The organism is Sandaracinaceae bacterium (genome assembly GCA_016706685.1).
GTDB lineage: Bacteria > Myxococcota_A > Polyangia > Polyangiales > Houyiibacteriaceae > JADJJE01.
On the sequence record JADJJE010000002.1, the window covers coordinates 271,753 to 298,298 of the forward strand.

The following is a 26,546-nucleotide window of genomic DNA, read 5'->3' on the forward strand; positions in this document are numbered from 1 at the left end:
AGTCAACATGACGTCTCAGCTTGCCTTCTCCGCTCTCTGTCGTGTTCGCGCCCTGTGTTCTCTGCCCCGTGCGTGCACGTTGATGCTGTTCGCAGGGCTCGCGCTCTCGGGCTGTGGCAGCGACGGCGACCCCATGCGAGGGGATGGCGGCATGGACGATGGCTCCATGATGATGATGGACGACATGAGCGTCCGCGACCTGGGGCCCGACACGGGACCCAACCTCTGCGGCAACGGGGTGCTGGACACGGGCGAGGTCTGCGACGACCGAAACTCGCTCAACGGCGATGGCTGCTCGGGCGACTGCACCACCATCGGCGCGAACTTCACGTGCGTCGTGGGCATGCTCTGCGCGCGCTGCGGCGACGGCGAGGTCGGGGCGGGTGAAGCGTGCGACGACGGCATGACGCCCGCCGGGAACGACGGCTGCGCGGCGGACTGCCGGAGCATCGAGGCGGAGTTCAACTGCCCCATGGAGGGCGAGGCCTGCGAGCGCTGCGGCAACGGCATGCGCGAGGCCTTCGAGGGCTGTGACGACGGAAACTACATGGACGAAGACGGCTGCGGGCTCGACTGTCAGGTGGAGCCCGGGTTCTCGTGTCCCGTCGTGGACGCCGAGTGCGAGGAGTGCGGCGACAGCGTCATCGACACATTCGAGGCTTGTGACGACGGGGGCTTCGTGGCCGGTGACGGGTGCTCCGACGTGTGTCAGGTCGAGCCGGGCTGGGACTGCTCGTTCGACGTGTGCGTGGCGGCCGAGTGTGGCGACGGCATCCGCGCCGGCGCCGAGACCTGCGATGACGGCGGGCGCATCTCGGGTGACGGTTGCAGCTTCCTGTGCCGCACCGAGCCGGGCTTCGTGTGCATCACCGCGGGCACGCCCTGCCGCGCCACGGTGTGCGGTGACTCTGCCGTCGAGGCGCAAGAACAGTGCGACGACGGCGACGCGCTGCCTCTCGACGGCTGTGACGAGGACTGCCAGATCGAGCCGAACTTCCAGTGTCCTACGCCGGGCGCGGACTGCGTGGTCGCCGTGTGCGGCAACGGTGTGATCGAGGGCATCGAGTCGTGCGATGACATGAACAACGCGGCCCCCGGCTGCAGCGCGGCCTGCCAACTGGAGCCCGGCTTCAACTGCCCGACTGCGGGTGCGGCCTGCGTGGCCACGGACTGCGGCGACGGCGTCCTCGAGGGCACCGAGGAGTGCGACGACTGCAACGAAGACGACAACGACGGCTGCAGCAGCGCGTGCGCGCTCGAGCCCTTCTTCGAGTGCGCGGCGGTCGCGAACAGCTGCTCCATGTCCGGGCTGTGCGCGCCCATCACGCGCTACGTGCGCATCGCGGAGTTCCCTGCTCCGATGGCCCAGCCGCAGGCGGTCCACTACGACCCCCTCACGCGCTCGTTCATCGCGTACGGGTTCGCGCCCGCCCAGGGCTATCAAGAGGTGTGCCTGGACGGAACGCTCGTGCCCCCCATGACGCGTAACCGTCCGCGCGCGCTCATTGGCGGCAGCCTCGACGGCTCCACCTACGATCCCTTCAATGATCGCTGGCTCTTCATTCAGCAGAGCGGCGAGCTGAACGAGGTGGAGCGGGTGGTGAACGGCGAGAACCCCGACTGCGTGGTGCAGCCTCCGGTCGGGGAGTTCTGCCTCGTGGCGGCGCCGCGCACGCTACCGGGCCTCGGCACGGCGGGCGGCATCGCCGTGGGAGACGACGGCCGGCTCTACGCGTGCAACCACTTCACCGAGACCATCCAGGTGTTCGAGCGGTTCGGGAGCACCGTGGTGCAGAGCATCCCGGCGCCCACCGATGGCCCCTACCTCGACAACCTCTACACGCTGCCCGGCGAGGGCCTCATTGGCTACTACAACCGCCCGCCTGGCGCAGGCGCCGGGGACCAACGCTTCTCGTTCCATCGCTACGACGGCACGCTGGTGGGGCGCTCCGCCATCCCAGGGACGCTTTTCCTGAATGGGCGGCCTTTCCCAGCGAACTCCGACGGCGGCGAAGCGGCCCCGGACGGAGGCTTCTTCCTGGTGTGCAGCGAGTACCTCACCAACGGCGGCATGAGCAACGGCATCTGCCAGCTGTTCTCGCGCGCGTGCACGGCGGACGTGGAGTGCGCCTCTCGCGTCCCCGGCACCGCGTGCAAGCTGGACGCGATGGAGACCGAGGGCGTCCCGCCCTACTGCTTTGCGCCCACGTCCGCGCGCGACGACGCCTACTCGGTGGCCATCAACAGCGCCAACCACGACCTCGACGTGCTCCGCAACGACACGCGGAGCGCCTCGGTGTGCACGGGTTCGCCGGTGTCCATCCTGAGCGTCACACCCCCGAGCCTGGGCGGCAGCGTGATGATCGCGGTGGGCGACGGCTCGCTCATCTACACGCCGCTCGCCGGCGCCTGCGGCGGCGTGGAGACGTTCGAGTACACCGCCGACCTGGGCGGCGAGACCGACACCGCCGTGGTGCGCGTGCTGATCGAGTGCGTGTGCGGCGACGACATCACTCAGGCCAACGAGCAGTGCGACGATGGCGGGAACGAGCCCGGCGACGGCTGCAGCCCCACGTGCCGGTTCGAGCCCGCCTGTGGCAATGACCGCCTGGACGTGGGCGAGCAGTGTGATGACGGCAACGTGGTGCCCGACGACGGCTGTAGCCCCACGTGCACGCTGGAGTTCGGGTGAAGCTGGCGCGCGGGACGCGACGTCTCCCGCTCCGGATGCCGCTCTCCGCGCTCGCGCTCGTGGGCGCGGTGCTGAGCGGCTGCGGGGACGACGGCGGCAACCCGGCTGCGGCGTTGGGTGAGCCAGACCTCGCGGGATGGGAGGGCAGCGCCGCGCTCGCGCTCACTCCTGCCACGCTGCCCGCCGGGCTTTCGCAGCTGGACGCCAGCTTCTACCCCGGTGTCCCGTGTGGGGCCTACCCGGAAGACCTGGTGGACCTGGTCGTGCCGAACGGTCTCACCGGCCCCGCGCCGCTGTTCCTGTTCTTCCACGGCGGGGGGTTCACGGGCGGCACGCGCACACAGGTGTACGGCGGGAGCGACGCGGAGGACCTGCGGGCCCTGGTGGAGGCAGGCGTGGTGTACGCCACCGCCGACTACCGCCTGCTCTCGGAGCCCGACGCCGAGGGGGTGATCAAGCCCATGCAAGACGGCCAGGTGTGCCTGCAGTACCTGCGGTTGCACGCGGCCGAGCTGGGCATCGACCCCACCCGGGTGGTGGTGGCCGGCAACTCGGCCGGTGCCGGCCTGAGCCTGTGGCTGGCCACCGCCAGCGAGATGGGAGTGAGCAACCACGAGCACCCGGTGCTGCGGCAGTCCACACGCGTGAGCGGCGTGGTCGCGCTCGAGACCCAAGCCACCTACGACCTCGCGCGTTGGGACACCGACGTGTTCCTCGTCTACAACTTCGACCTGCTGACGCTGGCCGCTGCCATCGGACTCGATGGCCGTCTGCTGGCGTTCTTCGCCATCACCGACCTGGCAGACTTCGACTCCCCGGAGACACAGACCTACCGCCGCGCGGTGGACATGCTGGGCCTGCTGAGCCACGACGACCCTCCCATCTTCGTGCGCAACGAGAACACGCCCGTATCACGGCCGCTGACCCCGGACGTGGCGTTCCACCACCCCGACCACGCGCGCGCCGTGTACGACCGGGCGCTCGCGGTCGGAGTCCCGGTGGTGGCTTACGCGTCGGGCCGCGACATCGTGGACCCGAGCGGTGAGGACGTGGTGGACTTCGCGCTGCGTGTCCTGGACGTCACGGCGCCGTGAGCCTTGCGTTGCGCAGGGCGGGTGCAGTCACCTGCGCGTGAGGAACGCACGCATGCGCGGCAGGGCCGCGAGCACCTCCACGCTGCGCCCGTGTCCGCTCGGGCCCGGCGCAAACGCGGGCGGCAGCGGGGCGCTCGACTTGGTGGCCCAGAACAGGAGCGGGCCAGCCGCGCCGGTGCGGGCAAGATCCAGGAAGGCCGCGCCGCTCTTGCCGCTGTAGCCCGTGTCGAGCGGTGGGCCGCCAGCCAGGGTGAAGCGCGCGATGGCGTCGAGCCCACCGCTGGTGACGCGCCCGTAGCCGAGTCCCAGGTAGCCGCCGTCCACGTGGAGGTTGGCGGCGAGCTCGCCGCGCGACGGCGCGCGGGCGTGCCCGTGGGAGTCGGTCTCGAGCGCCCCATGCTGGCCCATCAACGCCGCCGTGCGCTCGGCCAGTGACACGATCCGCGCGTGGCTGGTGACGGGCCAGGGCGTGACGCGCACCGCGACCAGCTTCGGAACCTCGCGGAAGCCGAGGCCGCGCCGGGCGGCGAGGGCGAAGCCCAGCAGCAGCCCAGCCGAGGTGCAGGTGCTGCCCACGGCCACCATCACCGTGCGCGGAGCGGGCAGCTCACCACGGGCCACCTGCTCGGCCAGCTCGAGCGCGGCCGACACGTAGCCGAGCGCGCCGAGCGGCGTGGCTCCGCCCGGCACCATCACGTACGAGCGCCGCCCCTGCTGGCGGTCGCGCAGGTGCGTGCGCGCAAGGCCATACGGGAGGTACGACCAGTGCGGCAGCTCCTCCACCTGGGCGTGCGTCAGCGTGACCTCGAGGTTCTCGTGGGCGGCCTCGGTGTCGGGCTGCGGGAAGAGCAGGGCACAGGGCTCGAGGCCCACCCGACGCGCATGCAACGCCGTGGCGGCGGCGTGGTTGCTGCCGAAGGCCCCCGTCGAGACGATGTGCGTGGCGCCTTGCGCGAGCGCGTCCGCGAAGAGCACCTCGAGGGTTCGGATCTTGTTGCCGCCGTAGGCCACCGCGCTCAGGTCGTCACGCTTGACCCACAGCTCGGGCGTGCCCTGTCCCAGGCGCCCACGCAGCGCGGTCAGCGCCTGGACAGGCGTGGGCAGGTCGCCCAGGTCCGCGAAGGGCACCGCCGACGTCAGGCTGGGGAAGTGGGTGTGCAGGGCCCGCTGGCTCATCCGGCGGTCAGACTACCATGGGCGGCGCGGCGAGAATTCATGGGCACCACGCGCGCGGGTGGTTCAAGCTGCGGCCCCCATGGGACTCCTCGGCGGCAGCGTTTCTTACACTCGGTTCTACGTGCGCGGTGATGCGCCCAGCGGCAACTTTCGCTCGCGCTTCGAGAAGGCGGTCGCCCACGACGCGTTCCGGCCGCTGGCGGCGGAGGAAGAAGAGGACGAGCGCGTGGGCTGGTGCTCCATCCGCGACCCGTTCGTCATCGAGCTAGAGCGCGACGACTTCCTTTATGCGGACCACGTGCACCTCGGGCTGCGCATCGACCGCTGGCGCGTGCCGCGCAACCTCTTCAAGGCGCACTACGCCATCGCCGAGCGCGAGCTGATGGACACACAGGGCATCCACCGTCTGAGCCGCTCACAGAAAGAAGACCTGCAGGTCTTCGTCATGCGCCGCCTCCGCAAGCAGACCATCCCGGCCATGCGCCACGTGGAGCTCTCGTGGGAGCTGGGCACCGGGCTCGTGCGCATCGCCAGCACCAGCAAGCCGGTGTTGGCCCACGCCGTCATCCAGTTCGAGAAGACGTTCAAGCTGCAGATCGCCGAGCACGGCGTGCTCACGGGCATGGAGCGCGCAGGCTTCGACGAGGCGCGCCTCACCAAGCTGGTGGCGCTCCAGCCGGCGCGCTTGCACGCCGAGGACGAGCCCGCGAAGCGCGGCGCAAAGGCGGAGGGCTGAGGCATGGACTTGCTCGATCAGATCGATGGCGTACGGTTCCTGGGCCGTGAGTGGCTGCTGTACCTGTGGTACGAGAGCGAGCGCATGGGCGCCGACGACCGGGACGCCCTGCGCGCCGACGCCACCGTCCCGCTGGTGCGCCCGCCGCAAGAGCTGTTCACGCCGCCGGGCGTGGACCCGTTCGCGCTCTACGTGACCAGCCCGCTGGTGCTCGAGGCGCGCTTCGACGTGGTGGAGCGCGTGAGCATCACCGGCACCGAGCCGAGTGAGTCGAACGAGGCGCGCGCGGCGCTGCGCGAAGGCAAGCTGCCCGCCAAGCTCAAGCTCGAGATCGTGCGCGGTGAGCGCGAATGGGCCTGCACCATGGACGGCGACACGCTGTCCTTGTCCGCCGTGCGCCTGCCGGCGGAGCTGAAGAAGGAGGAAGAGGCCGCGCTCGAGGAGCGCCTGTACCTCATGGCCGAGCTCGAGGGCATGCTGGACGCGCTGCTGCAACAGTACGTGGACCTGCGGCTGACCAAGCGCTTTGCCAGCACGGTGCGGCCCGCCATGCGCGCGTGGATCCTCTCCGACATCGAGTGAGCAAACCGGCCGGAACCCTCAGCGGTGCCGCGCCAAGAACGCCTCGATCGCGTTGTACTCGCGCAGCAGCTCGCGTGGGTCGTGCGGCTCATTGTGATACGCGTCCACCGCCACCAGCGTGGCCTGCGGCATCAGCTCCGCCAAGGCTACCGAGTCCTCGGGAGGCGCGATCTCGTCGCGCGTGTGCTGCAGGATCAGCGTGGGCGCGCGGAACGACGCGAGGGCCAGGTCGTTGCGGAAGGGGTTCGTCACCAGGAATGGCGGCGCGAAGTGACGCAGCGCCATCATGTCAGTGCGCAAGAATGGCGTCCGCAGGATGAGCGCACGCGGTGGCCGGCGCGCGGCCAGTTGCCCTGCGAAGCACGTCCCGAGCGAGGTGCCGAAGTACACCACGCGGGCGGCGTCCACGTCGGCGCGGGCAGCGAGCTGCGCCATCACGCGCGCCAGGTCGGCGGTCACGGCCACCTCCGAGGGTTCGCCCCCCGAGCGGCCGTAACCACGGTACTCGGGGAGAGCCACCGCGAAGCCGAGACGGTTCAGCCAGTCGAAGGCATCCGCGGCGCCGCGGTCGATGCGGTCGCCGTTGCCGTGCAACACGACCACGAGCGGGAAAGGTCCTGCCCCATCAGGGGGCCGGAACCACACATCGGTCGCCACTCCGTCCGGGTGCGTGATGCGCAGCTCGTGCGTGCCCGGTGGTGCGGCGTTCACCTGGGCAGGGCCAGCGCCAGGGAAGAACAACAAGGACTGCGCTCGGTAGAGCACCACGCAGTACGCCGTGTAGAGCGCGAACAGTACGCCGAGGCAGCCGATGGTGCGACGCTTCGAGGAGGTCACCCTCACGCGCCGCGATCCACGTCGGACCGCGCGCGGATGAACAGCGCGTCCCGATCTGTGCGTGAGACGAAGGTGCCCGCCGCTCCACTCTTGCTCAAGGCGTCGTGGAGGCGCGCCGCGTCCCTCTCGAAGAAGTGCTTGAGCAGGACGAGCTTCTCCTGGACGTCACCCGCTTCACGGCGGGCTCGCGGCCTCTCGAGCAGTGCGCGCGCGAGCTCCCCCAGGAAGGCGCCCTCTTCGCCCGCGAGGAACCGAGGCAGGCTTTCGACGATGCCCGCGGGGAGCTGCCTCACCCCGACCAAGCGCGATCCCCGAAGAGAGACGTGCGCGGGGAGCGCTGCGCGCTTCTCCGGGTGGCCGACCAAGCCGAGGAGTTCTACGAGAGCGTCGAAGGCGAGTTTCGCGCGGAGCCGAGAGCGGAACGTCCCGTACCACTCTAGCCCTTGCGTCCCGTACTCCTCCGACTGGGTGGTGAAGCACAAGAGCACGTGCCGCTCGGTCCGCCCGAAGCCGATGGCCGGGTAGAGGAACGTGAAGGCGCCCTCCACGTTGAGGACCGGCCTCAGCTCCCGAATCAGCGCGTTCTCGGCGAGCAATGCGGCCTCCTCTGAGGCGACCTCTTCGTAGCTGAGGCTGCTCGCCGCCTTCACGATGCGATGCATCTTGCGGTGGGCCTTCTTGCGCCCCGCATTGCGATAGCTGGCCAAGCGACGACGCAGGTTCTTGGCCTTGCCGACATAGATGACGACGCCCTCGGCGTCTGCGTAGCGATATACGCCGGGACCCGTGCCGACCCGGGCGAGGAACCCTTCGCCGAACTTGAGGTCGAACGCGAGCAGAGGCACGGTGGCCTTCTTACCATGGAGCGGGCAGTTGGGATTCCGCCCGAGCCCTTGCGAGGCTTCGCGCTACCATGCGGGCATGTCTGCTGCCCCTCTGTTTGCATTCGACAACACCTACGCCAACGAGCTCGAGGGGTTCTACTCACGCTTCGATCCGCCCGGGTTCCCAAGCCCGCGGCTGGTGCTGCTGAACGAAGCGCTCGCCACGGAGCTGGGCCTCGACGTGGCCGCGCTGCGCGGGCAGGCCGCCGACGTGCTCAGTGCCACGCGCATCCCCGAAGGCGCAGTGCCGCTGGCGCAGGCCTACGCGGGCCACCAGTTCGGCGGGCTCTCGCCTCAGCTGGGCGACGGGCGCGCGCTCCTGCTGGGCGAGCTGATCGACACGCACGGGAAGCGTCGTGACCTGCACCTGAAGGGCTCGGGGCGCACCCCCTTCTCGCGTGGCGGCGATGGCTTCGCCACGCTCGGGCCCGTGCTGCGCGAGTACGTGATGGGAGAGGCCATGCACCACTTGGGCATCCCCACCACGCGCGCGCTCGCCGCGGTGACCACGGGTGCGCAGGTGCGCCGTGAGGGGCTCCTGCCGGGCGCTGTGCTGGCGCGCGTGGCCCAGAGCCACATTCGCGTGGGCACCTTCCAGTTCTTCGCCATCCGCGACGACGTGCCGAAGCTGCAGCAGCTGGTGCGCTACACGCTGGCCCGCCACTACCCCGAGCACGTGGACGCGGCGAACCCGGCGCTGGCGCTGCTGCGTGAGGCGATCACGGCGCAGGCCTCGCTCATCGCGCAGTGGATGCTGGTGGGCTTCATCCACGGCGTCATGAACACCGACAACATGACGCTCTCGGGCGAGACCATCGACTACGGGCCTTGCGCGTTCATGGACGTCTACCACCCCGGCACGGTGTTCAGCTCCATCGACCGGCAGGGCCGCTACGCCTACGGCAACCAGCCGGGCATTGGTCAGTGGAACCTGGCGCGCCTGGCCGAGGCGCTGCTGCCGCTCTTGGACCCCGACGAGAAGCGCGCCATCGACCTCGCGCAGGACGCGCTCGGTGTCTATCCCGTCACCTACATGGCGTGCTGGCTCCGCGGCATGCGCGCGAAGCTGGGCCTGACCACGCAGGTCACCGACGGCAGCGCGAGCGCGATGAAGAGGACGGCACGCTGGCCGAGGAACTGCTCGGGCTCATGGACGCGCAGAAGGTGGACTTCACCAGCACGTTCCGCGTCCTGTCCCAGGTGGTGCGCGGCGATGCGGCCCCAGCCCGCGTGCGCTTCGCTGACCCCACGGCGTTCGACGCGTGGACCCACGCTTGGCAGGACCGCCTCGCGCGGCAGGGCGAGCCCGCGGATGCCGTCGCGCAGCGCATGGACCGGACCAACCCCGTGTACATCCCGCGCAACCACAAGGTGGAAGAGGCGCTCAGCGCCGCCGTGGCCGGAGACCTCACCCCGTTCATGACGCTGCTCGACGTGCTGGCCCGCCCGTTCGAAGAGCGCGCGGGACTAGAGGCCTACGCCGAGCCGGCTCCGCCGGCGTTCGAAGAGACCTTCCAGACCTTCTGCGGGACGTGAGCGCCGCGCGACGAGGGGGGTCTGCACATCTCCGACGGGGCCGACTCGCTCGCCTTGCAGCAAGGCGGGCAATTGGCCTCAACGAGGTCTCAACGAATCGAGATGCCCAACTCCCGCGACAGCGCATCATCGGCGCGCCGGCAGAAGTCCGCGAACGCCGCGTAGTCGCTCGGCGCGATGCGGGCGAGGGGAACCCGCACGCTCGTGGTCACGGTGGTGTCGCCGGCTCCCACGGCGCCGGTCACGCGCACCTCGGCGCCGCCCGGGCCACGCAGGGCAGCGTCTGCGCCCGGCACCGCCATGGGTGCGCCACGCGGCGGGATCACCCGCATGCGCACGTCCTGGGCGATGGCTCCCACGATCTGCGTGGTGCGGCGCGTGGGCGTCTCGGCGAAGCGCGGGGCGAGCCGCACGCCGAAGAGCGGTGGGATCATCCAGCGGTCTCCCTGGACGCGGCCGATGGCCGGCACCTGGAAGGAGTACTCGAGCACCAGCGGGGCCTCGGGGTCGCCCCGGCCCAGGATGCGCAGGCTGGTGACGTGTGCGCCGGGCACCACGTGCGCCACATAGCCCTCTTCGAAGCGCTGCTGCAGCTCGGCCTCGGCGACGGCGCGCAGGTTCTCGCGCCAGCTCGATGCGGCGGCACCCACGTAGGTCTCGCGCACCGACACCGTGGCGGCGCCGGTGGCATCGAGCTGCACCACCACGTCCACCACGCTCAGGTCCTGGTTCGCCGGGGCCGCGGGGATGGTCACACGCTCCGCCTCGGCCGACAGCACCACGCCGTCCTGGCCCGCCAGGTGCTCCGGGATGTAGCCGAAGGACAGCCCGCGCGCGGCGGTGGTGGTGTAGATGGCGTCGCTGCCGCGGCCGATGCGCAGCAGCACGTCGTCATACGTGTCGGTATCCGGCAGCGGGGAGCGCGTCTGATCGCCCCCGAAGCCACGCACCAGCACCAGGTCGGCCGGCACGTCGGCCAGCCCCAGCAGGTAGCGCATGACGCGCGCGCGGTTGCCGCGGCGACCGGCCAGCATCAGGCCAGCCGAGTCGAACAGGCCACCGTCCGTGCTCTCGATGTTCTCGGTCACCCACCCGTAGACGGCCAGGGCGCGGCCACGCAGCGTCTCCTGCCCCTGCACGAGGCGCCGGGCCAAGCGACGGGCGGCGGGGTCCACCACGTCTTGGTCCTGAAGCTGATCGCTCAGCATGGCGAACAGCTCGTCCCAATTCGCGCCCACGCCCCAGTTGATGGAGGGCAGGTACTCGAGGGCCGAGATCGAGCCGCTCTCCGCCACCAGTGGCCGGCTCTCGTTGACGCGCCAGCGGTAGACCTCGAGCGGCCCACGCGTCTCGCGCACCACCTCCGGTGCCGGACCGCGCGGGTCCACCACCAGGGCGCCCATGCTGGTGGGCACCACCACCACGAGCTCGCTGCGGTCGTAGGGCTTCTCGAAGCCCTGGAACATGAAGCGGCCACCCACCACACCAGCCGCGTAGGACGACGTGGGCGGCACGTACTGCACGTACTCGTACTCCACGTAGTCGCCGATCTGCAGGTTGGGCATGGAGATGGTGTCCTTGCCCTCGATCATGTCGGGCTCGAGGCGGGTTCCGTCGGCCTTCACCGTGTGCAGCCGGAACAGGTAGGCATTGCCGGGTGCGGCGAACTCACCATGCTCGTCCACGGCCTCCTCGCTCTGCATCTTCCAGATGTTGTGCGTGAGCACGAGGCGCGAGCCGTCCTCGAAGACGCGCACCACGGTGTAGTCCAGCACCAGCACGGCCGGCTCGCTGTAGGTGCGCCCGCTGGCCTCGAAGTCGCGCAGCACCTGGGCCCCGTCGAGGCGGTGCTCGGACAGCTCGTCCCGCGCGAACAGGGCCCGGCGCGGGTAGATCAGGCTGATCATGGCAGGGCGGTCGTGCTCGAGCGCGCGCTCCATGGTGGCCAGCGCCTCGTCCCGGCGACCGCGCGCCAGCTGCCGGTCGGCCTGCTCCGCCACCACGTCCACGTCGCGCGGGGTCAGCGTGCTCAGCTCGGTGAGGATCTCGTTCACGCGCCGGTCGTCGCTGACCGAGCGCGCCACCTCGAGGTGCCAGCCGAGCAAGAGGGCGCGCGCCTGCGGCGGCTCGAACGCGGTGAGGCGGTCGATCTCGGCCCGCGCCCCGTCCCAGTTGCGCTGCGCCATGCGGCGCTCGTAGCGTGCGCTGGACGTGGCGTCGCAGGCCACGATGGCCTCCACGGCCGCGTCGATCTCGCGGGCCACGCCGCGCCGCTGCGCGCCCGAGAGCGTGCTGTAGAGCGGGGTGCAGGCGCCGGGAATGGCGGCGGTGGCTTCGGCGATCAGGCCGTCGGCCTCACCGTCCCAGCCGCGCGCCACCAGCAGCTCCACCAGGAACAACGTGACCGGTGCCAGCGTGGGCCACTGCGTATGCATCTGCCGCGCGAGCGCGAGCGCCTCTTGGTCGCGGCCCTCGCCCGACGCCTGCCGCGCGTCTTGCAGCGCGGCGTTCCACATCAGCGGGTCCCGCGCGCGCAGCGAGCGAACCAGGCTGAGCACGCGCGTCTGACGCTGCTGGTCCTCGAGGAATGGGTCGTTCTGCGCCACCTGGATGGCCAGCGCCTGCATGGCGGCACCGGGCCGCTCCCCCATGCGCGTGGCGTACTCGCGCGCCAGCACGCCGTTGCCGCGGTCGAGCGCTTGCCGCACGGCCACCCACAGGTCGAGGCCGCTCAGCCCTGCGCCCTCGGCTGGCAAGCTGCCGTCATAGGTGGTGGAGGGGGCCTCGGCGCGGGGCCGCAGCCCGTCATCGGCCATGAGCGCCACCATGATCGCCGGGTTGCCGGCGCGTGCGGTGGTGCGGACCTCCAGCTCGTGACGACCTGCCTCGAGCGTGACCCGATGGAACGTGAGGCGCGGGCTCACGTCGCGGCGGCGATCGGCGCGCACCACGCGGCGGCCGTCGAGCGACAGCTCGTACGCCACGCCGATGTCCACCAAGAGCCAGAAGTCACCGCTGCGGGGCACCTCCACGAAGGCCTCCGCGTAGCTGGTACCCGGGCCGCTGCGCGCGGCGCTCTCGGCGATGGACACCACGCACCCGCGCGCCTCGAGCGCCCGCGTGGGCTGCTGACCGCGATGAGGCCCGAGGTCGTAGGTGGCGGCCAGCGGGCCAACGCCCGCCGCGGGGTAGGAGCGGTCGAAGCCCGTCATGACTTCCGGGCCAAAGGGGCCGGCCACACGGTAGGACGTGATGCAGCCCATGCCGTCCGCCAGCGCTCGCACACGCGCCAGGTCTCCAGCGCGATAGGCGAAGCTGATGAGCATGCCGGACAGCGACGACACCGTGGCACCGCCGATGTGCCCGGGGTTCGCGAGGATGGCGGCGACGCGCGCGGCCACCGTCGTGGGCATGTTGGGGGCCAGCGTGCCCATGTCACCGAGGCTACTGGCGGCGACCTCCGCGATGGCGGCGGACCCCGCTGTCACGGCGGCGCTCTCGATGGCGCGCAGGTAGTGCTCGGCGGAGCGCTCGGGCTCGCCGTGCAGGTAGGCCACGCGGGCGATCATGAGGTGCGCGCGCGGGTTACCGGGGGCCAGGCGCTCCACGCGCTCGGCGACCACGGCCCAGCGCGTGGGGTCTCCGCCTTCGTCGTGCAGCTCGGCGTCCAGCAGGGCCAGCTGGCGCGTGGGGTCTTCGGGGGCCGCCTCGGCCGCGGCGCGCACGGCCTCGATGGGCAGCGGCGGCGCGGGCTGGGACTCGGGCAGCGTGCTGCCACCTCCGCCCGAGCCACCGCAGCCGGCGACGAGGGTGAGCGCGACGAGAGCGAGGGAGAGCAGGGAGTGGTGACGCATGGAAGGAGAAGCGAGGGTGGTGCGATGGACGAGAGCACGCGGACGAAGCGCGGCGGCGAGGGCGTTGCGGCTCACGGCGCACCCCCTTCCACCAGCAGGCGCTGCTCGAAGAGCTGGTCGGCCCGCTCCATCCAAGCGCGGAACGCCTCGTACTCGGTGGCCGGGACGCGGTCGCGCGTGAGCTCGAACTCGGTGTCGATGGTGATGGTGCTGCCCGCGGTGGTCACCCGCATGCGCGCCATGCCGTAGGCGCTGCGCACCTCGCCCGCGGCGGGCATGGTGGTGGCCCGTGCGCCGGCCGGCAGCGTGATCACGCGGCGCTCCGAGTAGCGGGTGGTGGACCCGAGGTCCAGCGTGTGGCGGCGCGTCTGCGTGCGCGCCAGCGCGCGGCTCAGGCTGCCGATGGTGCTGGGCATGACGCGCAGCTGGTTGCCGTCGCGCAACGCGAACTGCGGCGCGCGGCCCGTGTAGTTGAAGCGCACGGCCTGCTCCACGTCGGTGAGGTCTCCGAAGCGCTGCGTCGCGAGCTCGAGGCCCGGGAAGAGGTCACGCAGCTGGCGCTCCACGCGCTCCTGGCGGGTGCCCTCGGCGCGGTAGCGCGCGCGGTAGCCGGCGGCCTCCACGCCCTGCACGGTCTCCTCCACGGAGAGGTTCGCGCTCGCGTCCGCGTTGAGCTGCACGTAGAGCGTGCGCTGGTGGACGTTGCGCCCCGCCGGGTGGACGGGGGTGCGGCGCAGCGAAGCGCCCTCGGGCCACACGTGCAGCACGGTCACGCCCTGGTCCATCTGCGGCAGCTCGTTCACGCCGCTGTACTCGGCCGTTCCGTCGATGTAGGTGTCGATGGCGGGCACGTACGCGATGGCGTGGTCGAACACGGCGAGCGACGCCGGCAGGTCGCGGATGTCACCGTTCTGGCGCGTGCGCGTCAGCACGATGTGCGCGTCGATGCCGGCTTCGCGGAACATGGCGTAGAGCAGCGAGGCCTTGTCCTTGCAGTCGCCGAAGCCGCGCCGGACGATCTGCGTGACGCGGTAGGGCTTGAAGCCGTGGATGCCGAACTCGAGCCCCACGTAGCGCGTGTTGTCGATGACCCAGTCGTGGATGCGGCGCACCTTGGTGGCCAGGTCGGGCGCGCCCGCCACCAGCTCGCGCACCGTCTGGCGCAGCGAGTCGTCCATGGTGAGCTGGTCCTGGATGAGGCCCCAGTACCAGCGGCCCACGTCTTCCCAGGTGCGGTACGTGGACACGTGCAGGTAAGGGCGCACCTCGGTGGCGCCGGGCATCATGGGCTCGCTGTAGAGCGGCGCGATGTTCTCGGCGTAGAAGTGGTCCACCCGCACGTCGCCTTCGACGGTGCGCTCGTGCTGCAGCGTGGGCATGTGCGGCTCGTTGAAGAAGAACTCGCGAGAGGCCGGCGTGCGCAGGATGTAGTCCATGCGCCGCGTGGGCGAGCCGCCCACCAGGAAGTGCATGTCACCGTAGTAGTCCGCGAACAGGTTGCGGTGCGCCACGTCGTCCACGCGGTAGCGCAGCTCCACCACGTCGCCGGGCTCGAGGGTGGGGAACACCACCACCAGCGCGCGTGTATCGTAGTAGATGCGGTACCAGGGCTCACCCAGCGACTGCTGGTAGAGGCGCGTGGCCTCCAGCACCTCTCCGTTGGCGCGGTACACGCGCGCTAGGCGCACGTCCACGCGCTGGCTGCTGGGGTCGAACTGGATGCCGTACTCACGGAAGTTGTCGGCGCCGTCGCGCGTGTGCAGCTGCGCCGCGATCTGCGTGAAGCTCGACCCGAGACCGTTCTCGTACACGGTGTTGACCGTGAGCTCTTGCAGCATGGTCAGCGGGTAACCGTCGCCCCGCGCGCGACGCGCCAGCAGTGTCTCGGCGTTCACGGCGTAGGCTTCGTCGGCGCGCTCCTCCGGCTGGATCTGCTCGATGAGCTCGCGCGTGGCGGCGTCCTGCGGGCGGAGCGCCATGGCGTCTCGCAGCGCGGCCACGGCAGCGTCGCGCTGGTTCTGGCGCAGCAAGAGGCGCCCGTGCGCCACGGTGGAGTCCGCGTCCTCGGGGCACAGCGCGCGCGCGGCCAGCAGCGCCTCGATGGCGGCGTCAGCATCACCGAGCGACTCGTGCACCGCCGACACGTACTGGAGGCCCGTGCCCGAGTCGTCGGTCAGGGAGCGCACCACGTCGAGGTGGGCGGACACCTCCGCGCGCTCGCCGCGGCGCAGCGCGTCACCAATCAGCGAGCGTCGCGCGTCGAGGTTGTCGTAGCGCAGCTGCACGGCCGCTCGCTCGTGGGCCACCATCTCGTCGGTGCGCGCCGTGGCCATGGCCAGGGCGGCTTGCTCGGTCTCGAAGCTGGGCGACCCACGCAACGCGCGGCTCATGGACAGCAGCAGCTCGCGCGAGCTCTCCGCCATGTCGAGGTGCAGCAGCACGGCGGCGCGCAGCATCTTGGACTGGATGACGGGCAGTCCACGCGGGCGCGAGGCGTCGAGGCGGTCCAGGATGGGCAGCGCGTCTTCGGGCGTGAGACCGGTGCGGCGCACCACCGCCTGAAGCAGCAGGGACTCCGGGTCGTTGGGGAACAGCTCCGCGGCACGCTGCGTGAAGCGCATGGCCTCACCGCGCTGGTCCGTGAGCTCGGCCGCCAGACGCAGGCGCGCCACCGTGGGCGCCAGCTCGGCCGCACGGGCCGCCAGCTGACGGGCCGTGTGCTCGGCCGGGTCGTCGGCGTTGGACATGGTCAGGAAGTGGGCCGCGTCGTACAGGGCCGCGGCGCGCGTCTCGCGCTCCTCCTCGCTGAGCGCGGCGTCGGCCGCAGCGGACGCCTCGGTGGCGCGCGCGGGCAGGGCGCCCATCAGCGCCTCGAGCGGCCCCTGCAGGGTGGGCAGCGTGATCCCGGGCGCGTGCCCCGCGGTGACCACCGGCAGCTCGCTCGCGTCCACGCGCAGGCCGGTGGTGACGCCACCCTCGCCGTCGCCGAGGCGCATGAGGAAGCCCCAGCTCTGCTCGGTGATGCACACCTTCACCAGCAGCCGGTTGGCGCCCGCGTGCGCGCCCACGGTCACCGCGCTGCGCTCCGGGTAGGGGCTGCGCGTGACGGCGTCCGAGTACACCTCTTGTCCGTTCCAGTAGACCTTGATGGCCCCGCCCGCGCCGAAGTTCAGCGAGATGGCGCGCGCGCGGTCTGCGTGCACGGTGGTGGTGGCGAACCCGCAGGTGTTCTGGAAGGGCCGGAAGACGGCGTCGAAGTTCACGTAGCCCAGCTCGCTGACGTGCGGATAGCTGCGCCAGCCCACCTCACGCTCCCGGCCGCGGTAGCGCGCGCTCGCGTCGAAGGCTGCCATGCGCTCGGTCTCGGGTGGCATCTCCGTGTTGAAGCCAGCGCGCCCCTCGTTGTCGAAGGGGCCGATGACCTGCCAGTCGGTCACGAAGCCCAGCGCTGCCATGGCCCGCTCGGCCTCCGCGGGGCGGCCCAGCCGCAGCTGCCCGCGCGCGGCCAGGTAGCCCACGTAGGCGCGCCGTGCGGGCGAGAGCGTGCGGTCACGGGCCAGCGTGTCCAGCAGGCTCTGGGTGCGCGCGGGGGTGGTGTCGTCCCAGTTGCCCATCAGCTCCAGCAGCGGGTTCATGCCCCGTGCCTCACGCCCGAAGGTCTTCGCCACCCGGGCGAGGTCGCGCTGCGCGGTGTCGTAGGGGTTTTGAGCCGCGGCCGACGTGACCCAGAGGGCCGGCGTGAGCGACAGAGCGAGGAGCGCCAGCGGCGCGAGGAGCAGTCGATGCATGAACAACGCGGAGACCTCCAGCAGGAACCGAGACGGTACCCGCACAAGAACACCAGCGACAAGCGAAGCGGGCAAGATGTTCCGCCGTTTCGCAGATTTCGGTGCTCGGGGTGCGAATACGAGTGGGGCCCGGTGGCGTATGCCCCCCGAGCTACCGATGGCCCCGGTCCTGAACGCCTGATCCCCTGGTTGGCCTCAGACGAAGCGTGCGCTGCCGGCCGTTCCGTCGCTGCAGCGGTTGTCCGTGAATCGGTAGGGCTCGTCCACCAGCTCGTCGATGCGCTCCATGACCTCGTCCACGACGGTCTGGAAGGCGCTGCGGTGCTGCGTCTCTGCGGCGTGCGAGAAGGGAACGAACGGCTCCTTGGGGCCGATGGCGGCCCAGTGCGCGGCGCGGATCGGCTTCCCCACCCGGTAGGTGATGGCCCCTGGCTTCGCGATGACCGAGCGCGAGTCGTAGACCTCGTCGCTGCCGCTGCACCCCACGGGCACGATGGTGGCCCCCAAGTGCAGCGCCACCTGCGCGAGGCCGATGTGCCCGCGCGACAGCCGCCGCGAGCGCGAGCCCTGCGGGAAGACCAGCACGTCCAGCCCGAGGCGCTCGATGGCGTGGTGATTCAACGCCACGAAGCGCGCCATCAGCTCGCTCATGAGCCCCGTGACGGCCTCCGGGTAGGTCTCGCGCGACGCGTCGAACCAGCGCCCCAGCATGTCGCGCCCGCGCGTGAGCAGCACCTTCGGCACGCTGCCCTCGATGGGTCCCGCACCGTCCACAGCGCTCCGCAGCACGCGGTACTCGTCGGCGCTCGGCAGCCGCCCCACGGTGCTCACGAAGTCGCGCGTGATCACATAGCCGCGCGACGCGAGCGGGATGTTGTTGGTCCAGCGCATGAAGCGCGACGCCACGAAGCCATCGTAGTTCTTGCCCTTCACCCACGCCGCCGTGTAGCGCTCGGCCGCCCGGTGCAGCGCATACTGGAAGGGCCAGTAGTTGAACGCGTCGGTGTGGTTCATCGCGTAGATGACCGGACCCTCGGGGATGCGCTCGAGCCCCACCACGCGCAGGGCCACCTTTCGGCGGTACTCGTGGCGCAAGAAGCCGTCCGCGATGGCGCGGTGGGCGAGCGGGCGCGGCTGCAGCCGCGTCTGTTGATAGAGGGCGAGGTTCAGCATGCGGGTAGGCTCACGCCCCGCCGCGCTGCACTCCTCGTGCCAGGGTGGCGGACCGCTGAAACCAAGCCCTTTTGATGGACCTCGGCGAAGAGCACCCCGTCAGAATGACGCTGCACCCCTCTGCCTGCGGTGGGCCGCTACTTCTTCTTGGGCTTTGCGGCGCTCGCGCCCTTCGCCCCGCCCGCGCCCTTCGCGCCGCCCGCCCCCTTGGTGCCCGCGTCCACGTCTGCGCTGGCCGAAGCCTCGGCCGCCTTCTTCGGGCGGTGCTCCAGAAGCCACTCGTCGGAGCGCGCGCTGTCCGGGATGGTGGCCTCGCCGTGCAAGGCCACCTGACGGCGCGTGTGGATCCACGCGAGCACCACCACGGGGATGATGGCCATCGAGAGCAGCTGGCTGGTGCTGAAGCCGAAGTACTCGCCGCGCTCGGGGTCGTCGCGCACGAACTCGATGCCGAAGCGCCAGATGGCATAGGCGATGGCCGACACGAAGAAGACCTGACCCTTGAAGGTGCGGTGACGCAGCGTGTAGTAGCCGATGCCGAAGATGATCAGGCCGGCCAGCGACTCGTAGAGCTGCGTGGGGTGCACGGGCAGCGAGTGGTCGAGGCCCACCATCTGCTCCGGGTACTCGGTGAGGTGGTGGTTGTACGCCGGCGAGCCGTTCAGGTTGGAGCCCCACACGTAGTGCGCGTCGCTGTAGTCCCAGTGCGGGAACGTGCCGAGGCGCGCCAGCAGCGGCGGTGGGTTCTCGGGCAGCGGCCCGCCGAAGTCACAGCCGTAGAGCCAGCAGCCCATACGGGTGAACACCAAGCCCGTACCCAGGGTGGGCGCGATGATGTCGGCCCATGGCAAGAGCGGGATGCCCTTGCTGCGGCAGTAGCCCCAGCAGGCCAGGAAGCCGCCGATGAAGCCGCCGTAGGCCACGAGCCCGCCCTTCTGGAAGGAGATGAGGTCTTGCAGCGTGTGGTACGAGTCGAGGTTCGTGAGGATGTAGAGCACGCGCGACGCAGCGATGGCGCACACCGCCGTGATGATGAAGCTGTGCGCCATGATGTCGGGGTGCAGGCCCTCGAGCTTCTGGCCGTGGTGCATCACGAAGTACCAGGCGACGATCAGGCTGAAGCCGAGCATCATCCCGTAGGAGTAGATCGGCAGGGAGCCCCAAGGGGTGGGGATCTCGAACAGGATGGGATGCATGGGCGGGTATCTTCGCGGTGTGGGCGCGCACGTCAAGGGTGGCGACCGCGCGGCCGCCGCCGTGCGCTAGCCGAAGTAGAGGATGGCCGTGACCGCCGCGGCCCAGAGGCCGAGGTTCACGAGGAAGGGGATGTCGCGCAGCATCTGCTCGGTGGGGCTGTCGGCGTCCCCGCGGTTGCGGACCAGGCGCAGGAAGCGCAGCACGCCGAAGAGCGTGAAGGGCACACTCAGGCCGAGGCGCGCGGTGCCAAAGGCCTCGGCCGTGGCCGGGTCCAGCGTGTACATGGCGTAGACCGCCACCGTGGACAGCGCCGTGATGTAGAGGAGGGCCACCAGCAGCCGCGGCTGGTAGCTCTGCAGCACGGCGCGCTGCTTCACCGCCCCGTCGCCTTGCGCCAGCTCGTGCATACGCTTGCCGAAGCCCAGAAAGGCGGCGAGCAGGAACGTGACCACCAGCAGGTAGGTGGTGGGCGGCACCTGCGCCGCGAGCGTGCCGGCGATGACGCGCAGCTCGAAGCCGCTGGCGATGCAGAGCACGTCTAGGTAGGCCACGCGCTTGAGCTTGAACGTGTAGGCGATGTTCAGGACCAGGTAGCCCACCAGCGTGGCCGCGAACGGCAGGCTGATCAGCACCGCGCCCAACAGGCCCAGCACCAGTAGGCCCACCCCCGTGATACGCGCGGCGTTCGTGGAGACGCGGCCGCTGGCGAGCGGGCGCTTGCACTTCACCGGGTGCGCGCGGTCGGACTCGAGGTCGGCCAGGTCGTTGAGCACGTAGACGCTGCTCGAGATCATGCAGAACAGCGCGAACGCGGCGACCGTCAGCTGCACGCGTGAGGTGTCGAAGACCTCACGGGCGAAGAAGAGCGGCGCCACCACGAAGAGGTTCTTGACCCACTGGTGTGGGCGCATGGTTCGCAGTAGCCCGAGCAACACGGCGCGCACCATAGCAGCACGTTCCACATGCCGCATTTTCGAAGCAAGACTTCTGCGTGCCGGTAACGTGACCGGCTGGACGCGACCTCCGGGTGCGCCTCAGCGCCGGCGCTCGCGCTCGCGCCGGGCCAGCTCTTCGCGGGCCGACTTGGCGCCCAGCCGAAAGCCCAGCGCCAGCCCCACCAGCAGAACGCCGGGGATGTAGAGCATGTGCTCCACCGGCATGTCCGCGAAGTTCATGGCCGGTCGTGCTCCGCGCGCTTCTTGTCGATCTCGCTGCGCAGTGCGTCGATGCGGGCGCTGAGGGCCCCGAGCTGGGACTGCTGACGAAAGAGGAAGAGCAGCAACAGGATGGCGATGGCCCCGTAGGCGCCCACCAGCATGAGGCCGCCGGGGACGTCCTCGACCTGAGCGCCATCCACGGCGCGGAAGCCGGTGGCGCGGCTGTCGGCGATCTCATCGGCGTCCGCTTCTTCGGCGCTCTGCGCGGCGGGCGTGGGGGCACCGTCTTGCGCGTGCGCCAGCGAGGCTCCGGCCAGGGGCAGCGCCAGCGCCAGCAGCAGGGTGAGGGAGAGCGTCTTGATGGAGGTCATCGGTCGTCCTCGGTGAGGCCCAGGCGCGCGGCCTCCACGTGCAGGTCGCGCAGCTCTTCGCGCAGCCGCTCGAGGCGTGCGCGCGTCAGGATCAGCAGCGCCACCAGCGCCGTGAACAGCACGAAGCCCAGCACCAGCGCGGGCTGCATGTCCGGGTGCAAGCCCGCCCCGCGGCCCGTGATGACGGTGGGGTGCACGCCGCGCCAGCGCTGCACGCTGAAGTGGATGATGGGCAGGAGCGGCAGGGCCAGCAGCGACAGGCCCGAGGCGAAGCGCTTCTCGGCATCACCCGCCTCGCCGAAGCTGCGCAGCGCGAGGTACGCGGAGAACACCATGGCGGCCAGCATCACGGTGGTGAGGCGCGGGTCCCAGGTCCAGTACACGCCCCAGGCCTTGCGCGCCCAGAGCGGGCCGCTGGTCAGCACCATGGTGGCGAAGAGCATGCCGACTTCGGCCCCGGCCACCGAGAGCGCGTCGAAGCGCAGGCTGCGGCGCAGCAGGTAGCCCACGCTGCCGAGCGCGGCGGTGGCGAAGCCCACGTACATGGCGTAGGCGGCCGGCACGTGGAAGTAGAAGATCTTCTGGGCGATGCCCATGCGCGCTTCGACCGGCGCGTGCACGAAGATGGCGTACAAACTCGCAGGAATGAGCAACACCGTGAGCAGCCAGAGCGGCAGCCAGAGGCGCTGGGCGAGGGGCACGTGCTGCGTGGGGGCGGTGGCGTTCACGTCGGCCGGGAGCATTCAGGTTCGCGCGCGCGCCCGCAAGTGGAAGCTGCGCCCATGCTGACCCGCGAGGACGCCGTCATGCGCGCGCTCGCGGCGCTGGTGGAGCAGACCGAGCCGCCGACGCCCGCAGGTAGGGGAGCTCGCGAGGACACGCGCGAGCTGGTGGCGGCGGTTCAGGCCGTGAGCCAGGCCTACACGCGGGAGCGTCACGCCATCGACCAGGGGGCCACGGGTGAAGCGGCCTACCGTGCGCGGCGGCACTTCTACCTGCCGCGCGACGGCGCCAAAGTGGTGAAGCCGCTGGTGGAGCTGCACGGCGCTGGGGCGCTCCCCGCTGGGCCCCGCTGGCGCGTGCTGGACCTCGGTGCGGGCCTCGGCAGCACGTCGCTCGGGGCGGCGGCGACGCTCGGGCAGCTCTCCGGCGTGAGCGTGCGCGAGCTGGTGGTGGACGCCGTGGAGCGTGACCCGGGCGCGCTGCGGCACTTCGCGCGCATGGCGGCGGGCTGCGAGGCGGCGGGCCTCCCGCGCGTCACCGTTCGCCCGCTTCCGGTGGACCTGCGCAAGCACTTGGCGCAGGGGCCCTATGACCTGATCCTGCTCGGCCTGGTGCTGAACGAGCTGCTGGCCGAGGCGCCCGAGCAGGCCGCGCTGCGCTTGGCCGGGCTGGTGGGGCAGCTGGCGCCCGGAGGCAGCCTGATCGTGCTGGAGCCCGCGCTGCGCGAGCCCACGCGCGCGCTGCACCAGACCCGCGACGCGCTGCGTGCCCATGCCGGCGTGGCGGTGTTCGGGCCCTGCGTGCACCAGGCGGCGTGCCCCATGCTGGCCGGCCCGAAGGACTGGTGTCACGAGGACGTGGAGGCCACCTTGCCCGACACGCTCGGGCGCGTGGCGCGCGAGGCGGGGCTGCGCTTCGAGCGCCTGACCTATGCCTACCTCACGCTGCGCCGCAGCGGAGACGGCGTGGCCAGCGTGGCCGCGCTGCTGCCGCCCCACGGAGGGGAGGGCCCGACCCAGCCCCACCGTGTGGTCAGCCAGACGCTCGCATCCAAGGGCAAGCGCGAGTGGTTCGCGTGCGGAGCCAGTGGGCGCGTGCGTGTGACGCGCCTCGACCGCCACGCGAGCGACGTGAACGTGGGCTTCGGTGCTGCCCAGCGCGGTGACGTGGTGCGCCTGCCCGTGCTCGCCCCAGGTGTGCACGATGTGCGCGTGGGCGCCGACAGCGAGCTCAGCGGGTGGTTCTACGCAAGGCCCGCCCGTGATGGAGGTCCATCGTTCTGAGGGCTCGGCTCCCCGAAATGGACGAGATGTCATCGGAATTCGGCGCGTTTTCGCACGGCTCGTTCATTGCAGGTATCCGCGCGTCCCAGTCATGCGTACGGCCGTCCGGCCGCCGCGAACATGACGGCGGAGTGCGAAAAACATGGCCTCTTGTGCAATCGATAGCGTCGCCTTCCTCGGAAACCACACCCCGAGGCAGTGCGGGATCGCCACGTTCACGGCCGACCTGGCCAGCGCAGTCCAGGCGCTGAGCGCCTCGCGGCAGTGCTCGGTCGTGGCGATGAACGACACCGGGAACCACTACGCCTATCCAGAGCGGGTGGCGCATCAGATCCTGGAAGAGAACTTGGCCTCTTATCGGCGCGCGGCGGAGTACCTCAATCAGCAGGACTTCCGGGTGCTCTCGCTGCAGCACGAGTACGGCATCTTCGGTGGGGCGTCGGGGGTGCACGTGCTCACGCTGCTGCGAGACGTGAGCCTGCCCATCGTCACTACGCTGCACACCATCCTGGCCGAGCCTTCCGCCACCCAGCGCGCGGTGATGGACGAGCTGTGCGAGCTCTCCGAGCGGCTGGTCGTCATGAGCAAGCGTGGTGCCGAGTTGCTCTCCCGCGTGCATGGCGTGCCAGCGTCCAAGATCGACCTGATTCCGCACGGCATCCCCACGCTGCCCGATGCATCCGCCAGCAAAGCGGAGCTGGGTCTCACAGGAAAGCGCGTGCTCCTGACGTTCGGGCTGCTCTCGCCCGACAAGGGCATCGAGTACGTCATCGACAGCCTCGTCGAGATCGTGAAGGAGCACCCCGACGTGCTCTACATCGTGCTGGGCGCCACGCATCCGCACGTGAAGGCCAGGCAGGGCGAGGCGTACCGCGAGATGCTCACCTTGCGCAGTCAGCGCTTGGGGCTGAGCGAGAACGTGGTCTTCCGCGACTGCTTCGTGAGCCACGATGAGCTGGTGCAGTACCTGGCGGCGGCCGACATCTACGTCACGCCCTACCTGAACGCCGAGCAAATCACCTCTGGCACGCTGGCGTATGCGGTGGGGTGCGGAAAGGCCGTGGTCAGCAGCCCGTACCGCTACGCGGAGGAGCTCTTGGCGGAAGAGCGTGGGGTGTTGGTGCCCGCGAAGGACCCTGCGGCGCTCGCCCGCGCCATCAACGGACTGCTCGGCGACGCGCAGCGCAAGGCCGACATGGAGCAGCGGGCCGCCACGCTGGGTGAGGGGATGCGCTGGCCCGTGGTCGCAGCGGCCTACCTCGACAGCTTTGCGCGCGCGTCCACCAACTACGCAGGGTCGCAGCCGAACGCGAATCTCCGACAATGCACCGGCGCCGACGCGTGCTGCCCTGCCCGCCACCAACCTCAGCCACCTGGCTGCGCTGACGGATGACACGGGCCTGCTCCAACACGCCTGCTACGCCGTGCCGCGCTACGACGAAGGGTACTGCGTGGACGACAACGCGCGGGCCTTGTTGACCCTCACGCACATCGCCGCGAGCCGCACGGACGGGCCTCCGTTCGTGCGCCGCCTGGGCATGCGGTACCTCGCGTTCGTGCGGCACGCGCTCGACGTGGAGACGGGGCGCTTTCGCAACTTCATGACCTACGAGCGCACCTGGACGGAGCGCTTCGGCTCGGAGGACAGCCACGCGCGCTGCCTCTGGGCGCTGGGCACCGTCATCGCACGCACGCCAGGCCTCGGAGAGCGAGCCCTCGCGACCGAGTTGTTCGACGCGGCGCTGCCCGTCGTCTCGGAGTTCTCGAGTCCGCGCGCCTGGGCCTACACCATCCTCGGGATCGTCGAGCGGGCCAACTCGAAGCGACCGCACGTCGGAAGCGAGGAGCTGGGCGCGGTCCTCGCGCTGCGCCTGTTGGACCTCTACCAGCGCTCTCACCATGGCGACTGGCTTTGGTTCGAGGACAGCGTCACGTACTGCAACGCGCGCATGCCGCAGGCCCTGATCGTGGCGGGGAAGTGGCTGGGCCACGAAGAGATGCTGGCCACGGGGCTGCGCTCCCTCGAGTGGCTGGCCGACGCGCAGACGACCGAGGACGGCCTCTTCGCCCCGGTCGGTTCGAATGGCTTTCACGTCCGCGGTGGCACCAAGGCCGTCTTCGACCAGCAGCCGGTAGAGGCTTGTGGCATGGTCGCCGCGTGCCTCGAGGCCTATCGGGCCACCGGAGATCGGCAGTGGCTGCGTCGTGGCCGGCAAGCCTTCGCGTGGTTCATGGGCAAGAACCAGCTGGACCAACCGCTCTACGACCTGAGCACCGGTGGCTGCCGGGACGGCTTGCACGAAGACCGCCCCAACGAGAACCAGGGCGCCGAGTCCACGCTCTCCTTCATCATGGCCTTGCTGGACATGAAGCACGCCGAGCGCTCGAATGGCTTGGCTGCTACTCGACTGACCCTGGTGTCGGCGCGGGCCGCCGCCGAGGTGCGCGTGTGACCAAGTCCAACGCCTTCCCGACGCTGCTGCGGCGCCACGAAAAGAACCCCATCCTGACGGCGGCGGACTGGGGCTACCCGGTGCACACCGTGTTCAACCCGGCCGCCACGCGCCTGGCCGACGGCACCACGCTGCTGCTCTGCCGCGTAGAGGACCGCCGTGGCCTCTCACACTTCTGCGCGGCGCGCTCCGCCAATGGCGTCGATGGCTGGGTGATCGACGCCGAGCCCACGCTGCTGCCCGACGCGCTGCACCACCCGGAGGAGCTGTGGGGCATCGAGGACCCGCGCATCACCTACGTGCCCGAGCTGGCCAAGTACGTGATCGCCTACACGGCGTTCAGCAAGGGTGGGCCTGGCGTGGCGCTGTGCCACACCGAGGACTTTCGCACCTTCGTGCGCTGTGGTCTGGTCATGCAGCCGGACGACAAGGACGCCGCGCTCCTGCCCCGCCGGATTCGGAACGAGTTCGCGCTCGTGCATCGGCCGGCCACGGAGAGCAGCGCGCACATCTGGATCTCCTACTCGCCGGACATGCTCAACTGGGGCCACCACCAGCTCATGCTCCCGGCGCGCAAGGGCGCATGGTGGGATGCCAACAAGATCGGGCTGTCGCCGCCGCTGATCGAGACCCCCGAGGGCTGGCTCATGATCTACCACGGGGTGCGTCGCACCGCGGCGGGCGCGCTCTATCGGCTCGGGCTCGCGCTCTTCGACCTCGAGAACCCCGAGGTCTGCGTCAAGCGCGGTGACCCTTGGATGTTCGGCCCAGAAACCGACTACGAGCGCCAGGGCGACGTGGGCAACGTGACGTTCCCTTGCGGCTACACCATCGGCGATGACGGGGACACCCTGCGCATCTACTACGGCGCAGCGGACACCTGCATCGGCCTTGCCACAGGGAGCATCCGCGAGATGCTCGCGTGGTTGGACGCCAACTCCACTCAGGGCGGGGCGACGCTCCCGCCACCTGCAGGGTAGGATATCGGGTGGCGTGGTTCGTGCTTCGGT

Annotated in this window: 17 protein-coding genes and 2 pseudogenes; 8 read left to right on the forward strand and 11 right to left on the reverse strand. The window is 70.5% G+C overall.

What is annotated here, in order from left to right; translation table 11 throughout:
• The first annotated feature begins 7 nt into the window (after window positions 1-7).
• Together IPI43_04740 and IPI43_04745 are read left to right on the forward strand one after the other, a co-directional pair.
• On the forward strand, window positions 8-2,692 hold the full coding sequence (locus tag IPI43_04740; protein ID MBK7773433.1) for a DUF4215 domain-containing protein: 2,685 nt from the start codon (window positions 8-10) through the stop codon (window positions 2,690-2,692).
• Between the two features lie 35 nt (window positions 2,693-2,727).
• Complete coding sequence (locus IPI43_04745) at window positions 2,728-3,786, forward strand: alpha/beta hydrolase fold domain-containing protein (protein MBK7773434.1); 1,059 nt, start codon at window positions 2,728-2,730, stop codon at window positions 3,784-3,786.
• Window positions 3,787-3,813: 27 nt separating this feature from the next.
• Here the strand turns inward: IPI43_04745 and IPI43_04750 are convergent, their stop codons facing one another.
• A complete protein-coding gene (locus IPI43_04750) occupies window positions 3,814-4,962 on the reverse strand; it encodes a pyridoxal-phosphate dependent enzyme (GenBank protein ID MBK7773435.1) in 1,149 nt (382 codons plus the stop codon).
• A gap of 79 nt (window positions 4,963-5,041) precedes the next feature.
• On the opposite strand from IPI43_04750, the gene IPI43_04755 reads away from it, so the two are divergent.
• Both IPI43_04755 and IPI43_04760 read left to right on the forward strand, forming a co-directional pair.
• Window positions 5,042-5,698 (forward strand): hypothetical protein, encoded by a 657-nt coding sequence (locus tag IPI43_04755; GenBank protein ID MBK7773436.1) that lies wholly within the window; start codon window positions 5,042-5,044, stop codon window positions 5,696-5,698.
• 3 nt (window positions 5,699-5,701) lie between these two features.
• Window positions 5,702-6,280: a hypothetical protein gene (locus tag IPI43_04760; protein MBK7773437.1), complete on the forward strand. Its 579-nt coding sequence runs from the start codon at window positions 5,702-5,704 to the stop codon at window positions 6,278-6,280.
• Window positions 6,281-6,298: 18 nt separating this feature from the next.
• Here IPI43_04760 and IPI43_04765 read toward each other — a convergent pair whose 3' ends face one another.
• A complete protein-coding gene (locus IPI43_04765) occupies window positions 6,299-7,123 on the reverse strand; it encodes an alpha/beta fold hydrolase (GenBank protein ID MBK7773438.1) in 825 nt (274 codons plus the stop codon).
• Complete coding sequence (locus IPI43_04770; protein ID MBK7773439.1) at window positions 7,120-7,962, reverse strand: GIY-YIG nuclease family protein; 843 nt, start codon at window positions 7,960-7,962, stop codon at window positions 7,120-7,122. Before IPI43_04770 ends, IPI43_04765 begins: the two co-directional genes overlap by 4 nt.
• Window positions 7,963-8,038: 76 nt before the next feature.
• Between IPI43_04770 and IPI43_04775 the strand changes: the two are divergent.
• Window positions 8,039-9,537 (forward strand): annotated as a pseudogene (locus IPI43_04775) (YdiU family protein).
• 89 nt (window positions 9,538-9,626) lie between these two features.
• Here IPI43_04775 and IPI43_04780 read toward each other — a convergent pair.
• The 8 genes from IPI43_04780 to ccsA form a co-directional block, all read right to left on the reverse strand.
• Window positions 9,627-13,466 (reverse strand): DUF3857 domain-containing protein, encoded by a 3,840-nt coding sequence (locus tag IPI43_04780; GenBank protein MBK7773440.1) that lies wholly within the window; start codon window positions 13,464-13,466, stop codon window positions 9,627-9,629.
• Window positions 13,463-17,179 carry a DUF3857 domain-containing protein gene (locus tag IPI43_04785; protein MBK7773441.1) on the reverse strand — a complete coding sequence of 1,239 codons (3,717 nt, stop codon included), beginning with the start codon at window positions 17,177-17,179 and terminating at the stop codon, window positions 13,463-13,465. Before IPI43_04785 ends, IPI43_04780 begins: the two co-directional genes overlap by 4 nt.
• A 195-nt stretch (window positions 17,180-17,374) precedes the next feature.
• On the reverse strand, window positions 17,375-18,352 hold the full coding sequence (locus tag IPI43_04790) for a 1-acyl-sn-glycerol-3-phosphate acyltransferase (GenBank protein ID MBK7773442.1): 978 nt from the start codon (window positions 18,350-18,352) through the stop codon (window positions 17,375-17,377).
• A 137-nt stretch (window positions 18,353-18,489) separates the two neighbouring features.
• Complete coding sequence (locus tag IPI43_04795; protein MBK7773443.1) at window positions 18,490-19,548, reverse strand: prolipoprotein diacylglyceryl transferase; 1,059 nt, start codon at window positions 19,546-19,548, stop codon at window positions 18,490-18,492.
• A gap of 66 nt (window positions 19,549-19,614) precedes the next feature.
• Window positions 19,615-20,484, reverse strand: coding sequence for a decaprenyl-phosphate phosphoribosyltransferase (locus IPI43_04800; GenBank protein MBK7773444.1), 870 nt, complete (start codon window positions 20,482-20,484; stop codon window positions 19,615-19,617).
• Window positions 20,485-20,583: 99 nt separating this feature from the next.
• Window positions 20,584-20,724 (reverse strand): hypothetical protein, encoded by a 141-nt coding sequence (locus IPI43_04805; protein MBK7773445.1) that lies wholly within the window; start codon window positions 20,722-20,724, stop codon window positions 20,584-20,586.
• The gene (locus tag IPI43_04810) at window positions 20,721-21,077 is read right to left on the reverse strand and encodes a hypothetical protein (GenBank protein MBK7773446.1); all 357 of its coding nucleotides are present in this window, start codon (window positions 21,075-21,077) and stop codon (window positions 20,721-20,723) included. The genes IPI43_04805 and IPI43_04810 overlap by 4 nt, the downstream gene beginning before the upstream one ends.
• The gene (gene ccsA, locus IPI43_04815; protein ID MBK7773447.1) at window positions 21,074-21,805 is read right to left on the reverse strand and encodes a cytochrome c biogenesis protein CcsA; all 732 of its coding nucleotides are present in this window, start codon (window positions 21,803-21,805) and stop codon (window positions 21,074-21,076) included. Before ccsA ends, IPI43_04810 begins: the two co-directional genes overlap by 4 nt.
• Window positions 21,806-21,859: 54 nt before the next feature.
• On the opposite strand from ccsA, the gene IPI43_04820 reads away from it, so the two are divergent.
• From IPI43_04820 to IPI43_04830, 3 genes and pseudogenes are all read left to right on the forward strand, one after another.
• A complete protein-coding gene (locus IPI43_04820; GenBank protein MBK7773448.1) occupies window positions 21,860-23,083 on the forward strand; it encodes a hypothetical protein in 1,224 nt (407 codons plus the stop codon).
• 142 nt (window positions 23,084-23,225) lie between these two features.
• Window positions 23,226-25,536, forward strand: a pseudogene (locus tag IPI43_04825) (glycosyltransferase family 4 protein).
• Entirely contained in the window at window positions 25,533-26,516 is a 984-nt protein-coding gene (locus IPI43_04830; protein MBK7773449.1) for a glycosidase, read from the forward strand. The pseudogene IPI43_04825 and the gene IPI43_04830 overlap by 4 nt, the downstream one beginning before the upstream one ends.
• Window positions 26,517-26,546: the final 30 nt, after the last annotated feature.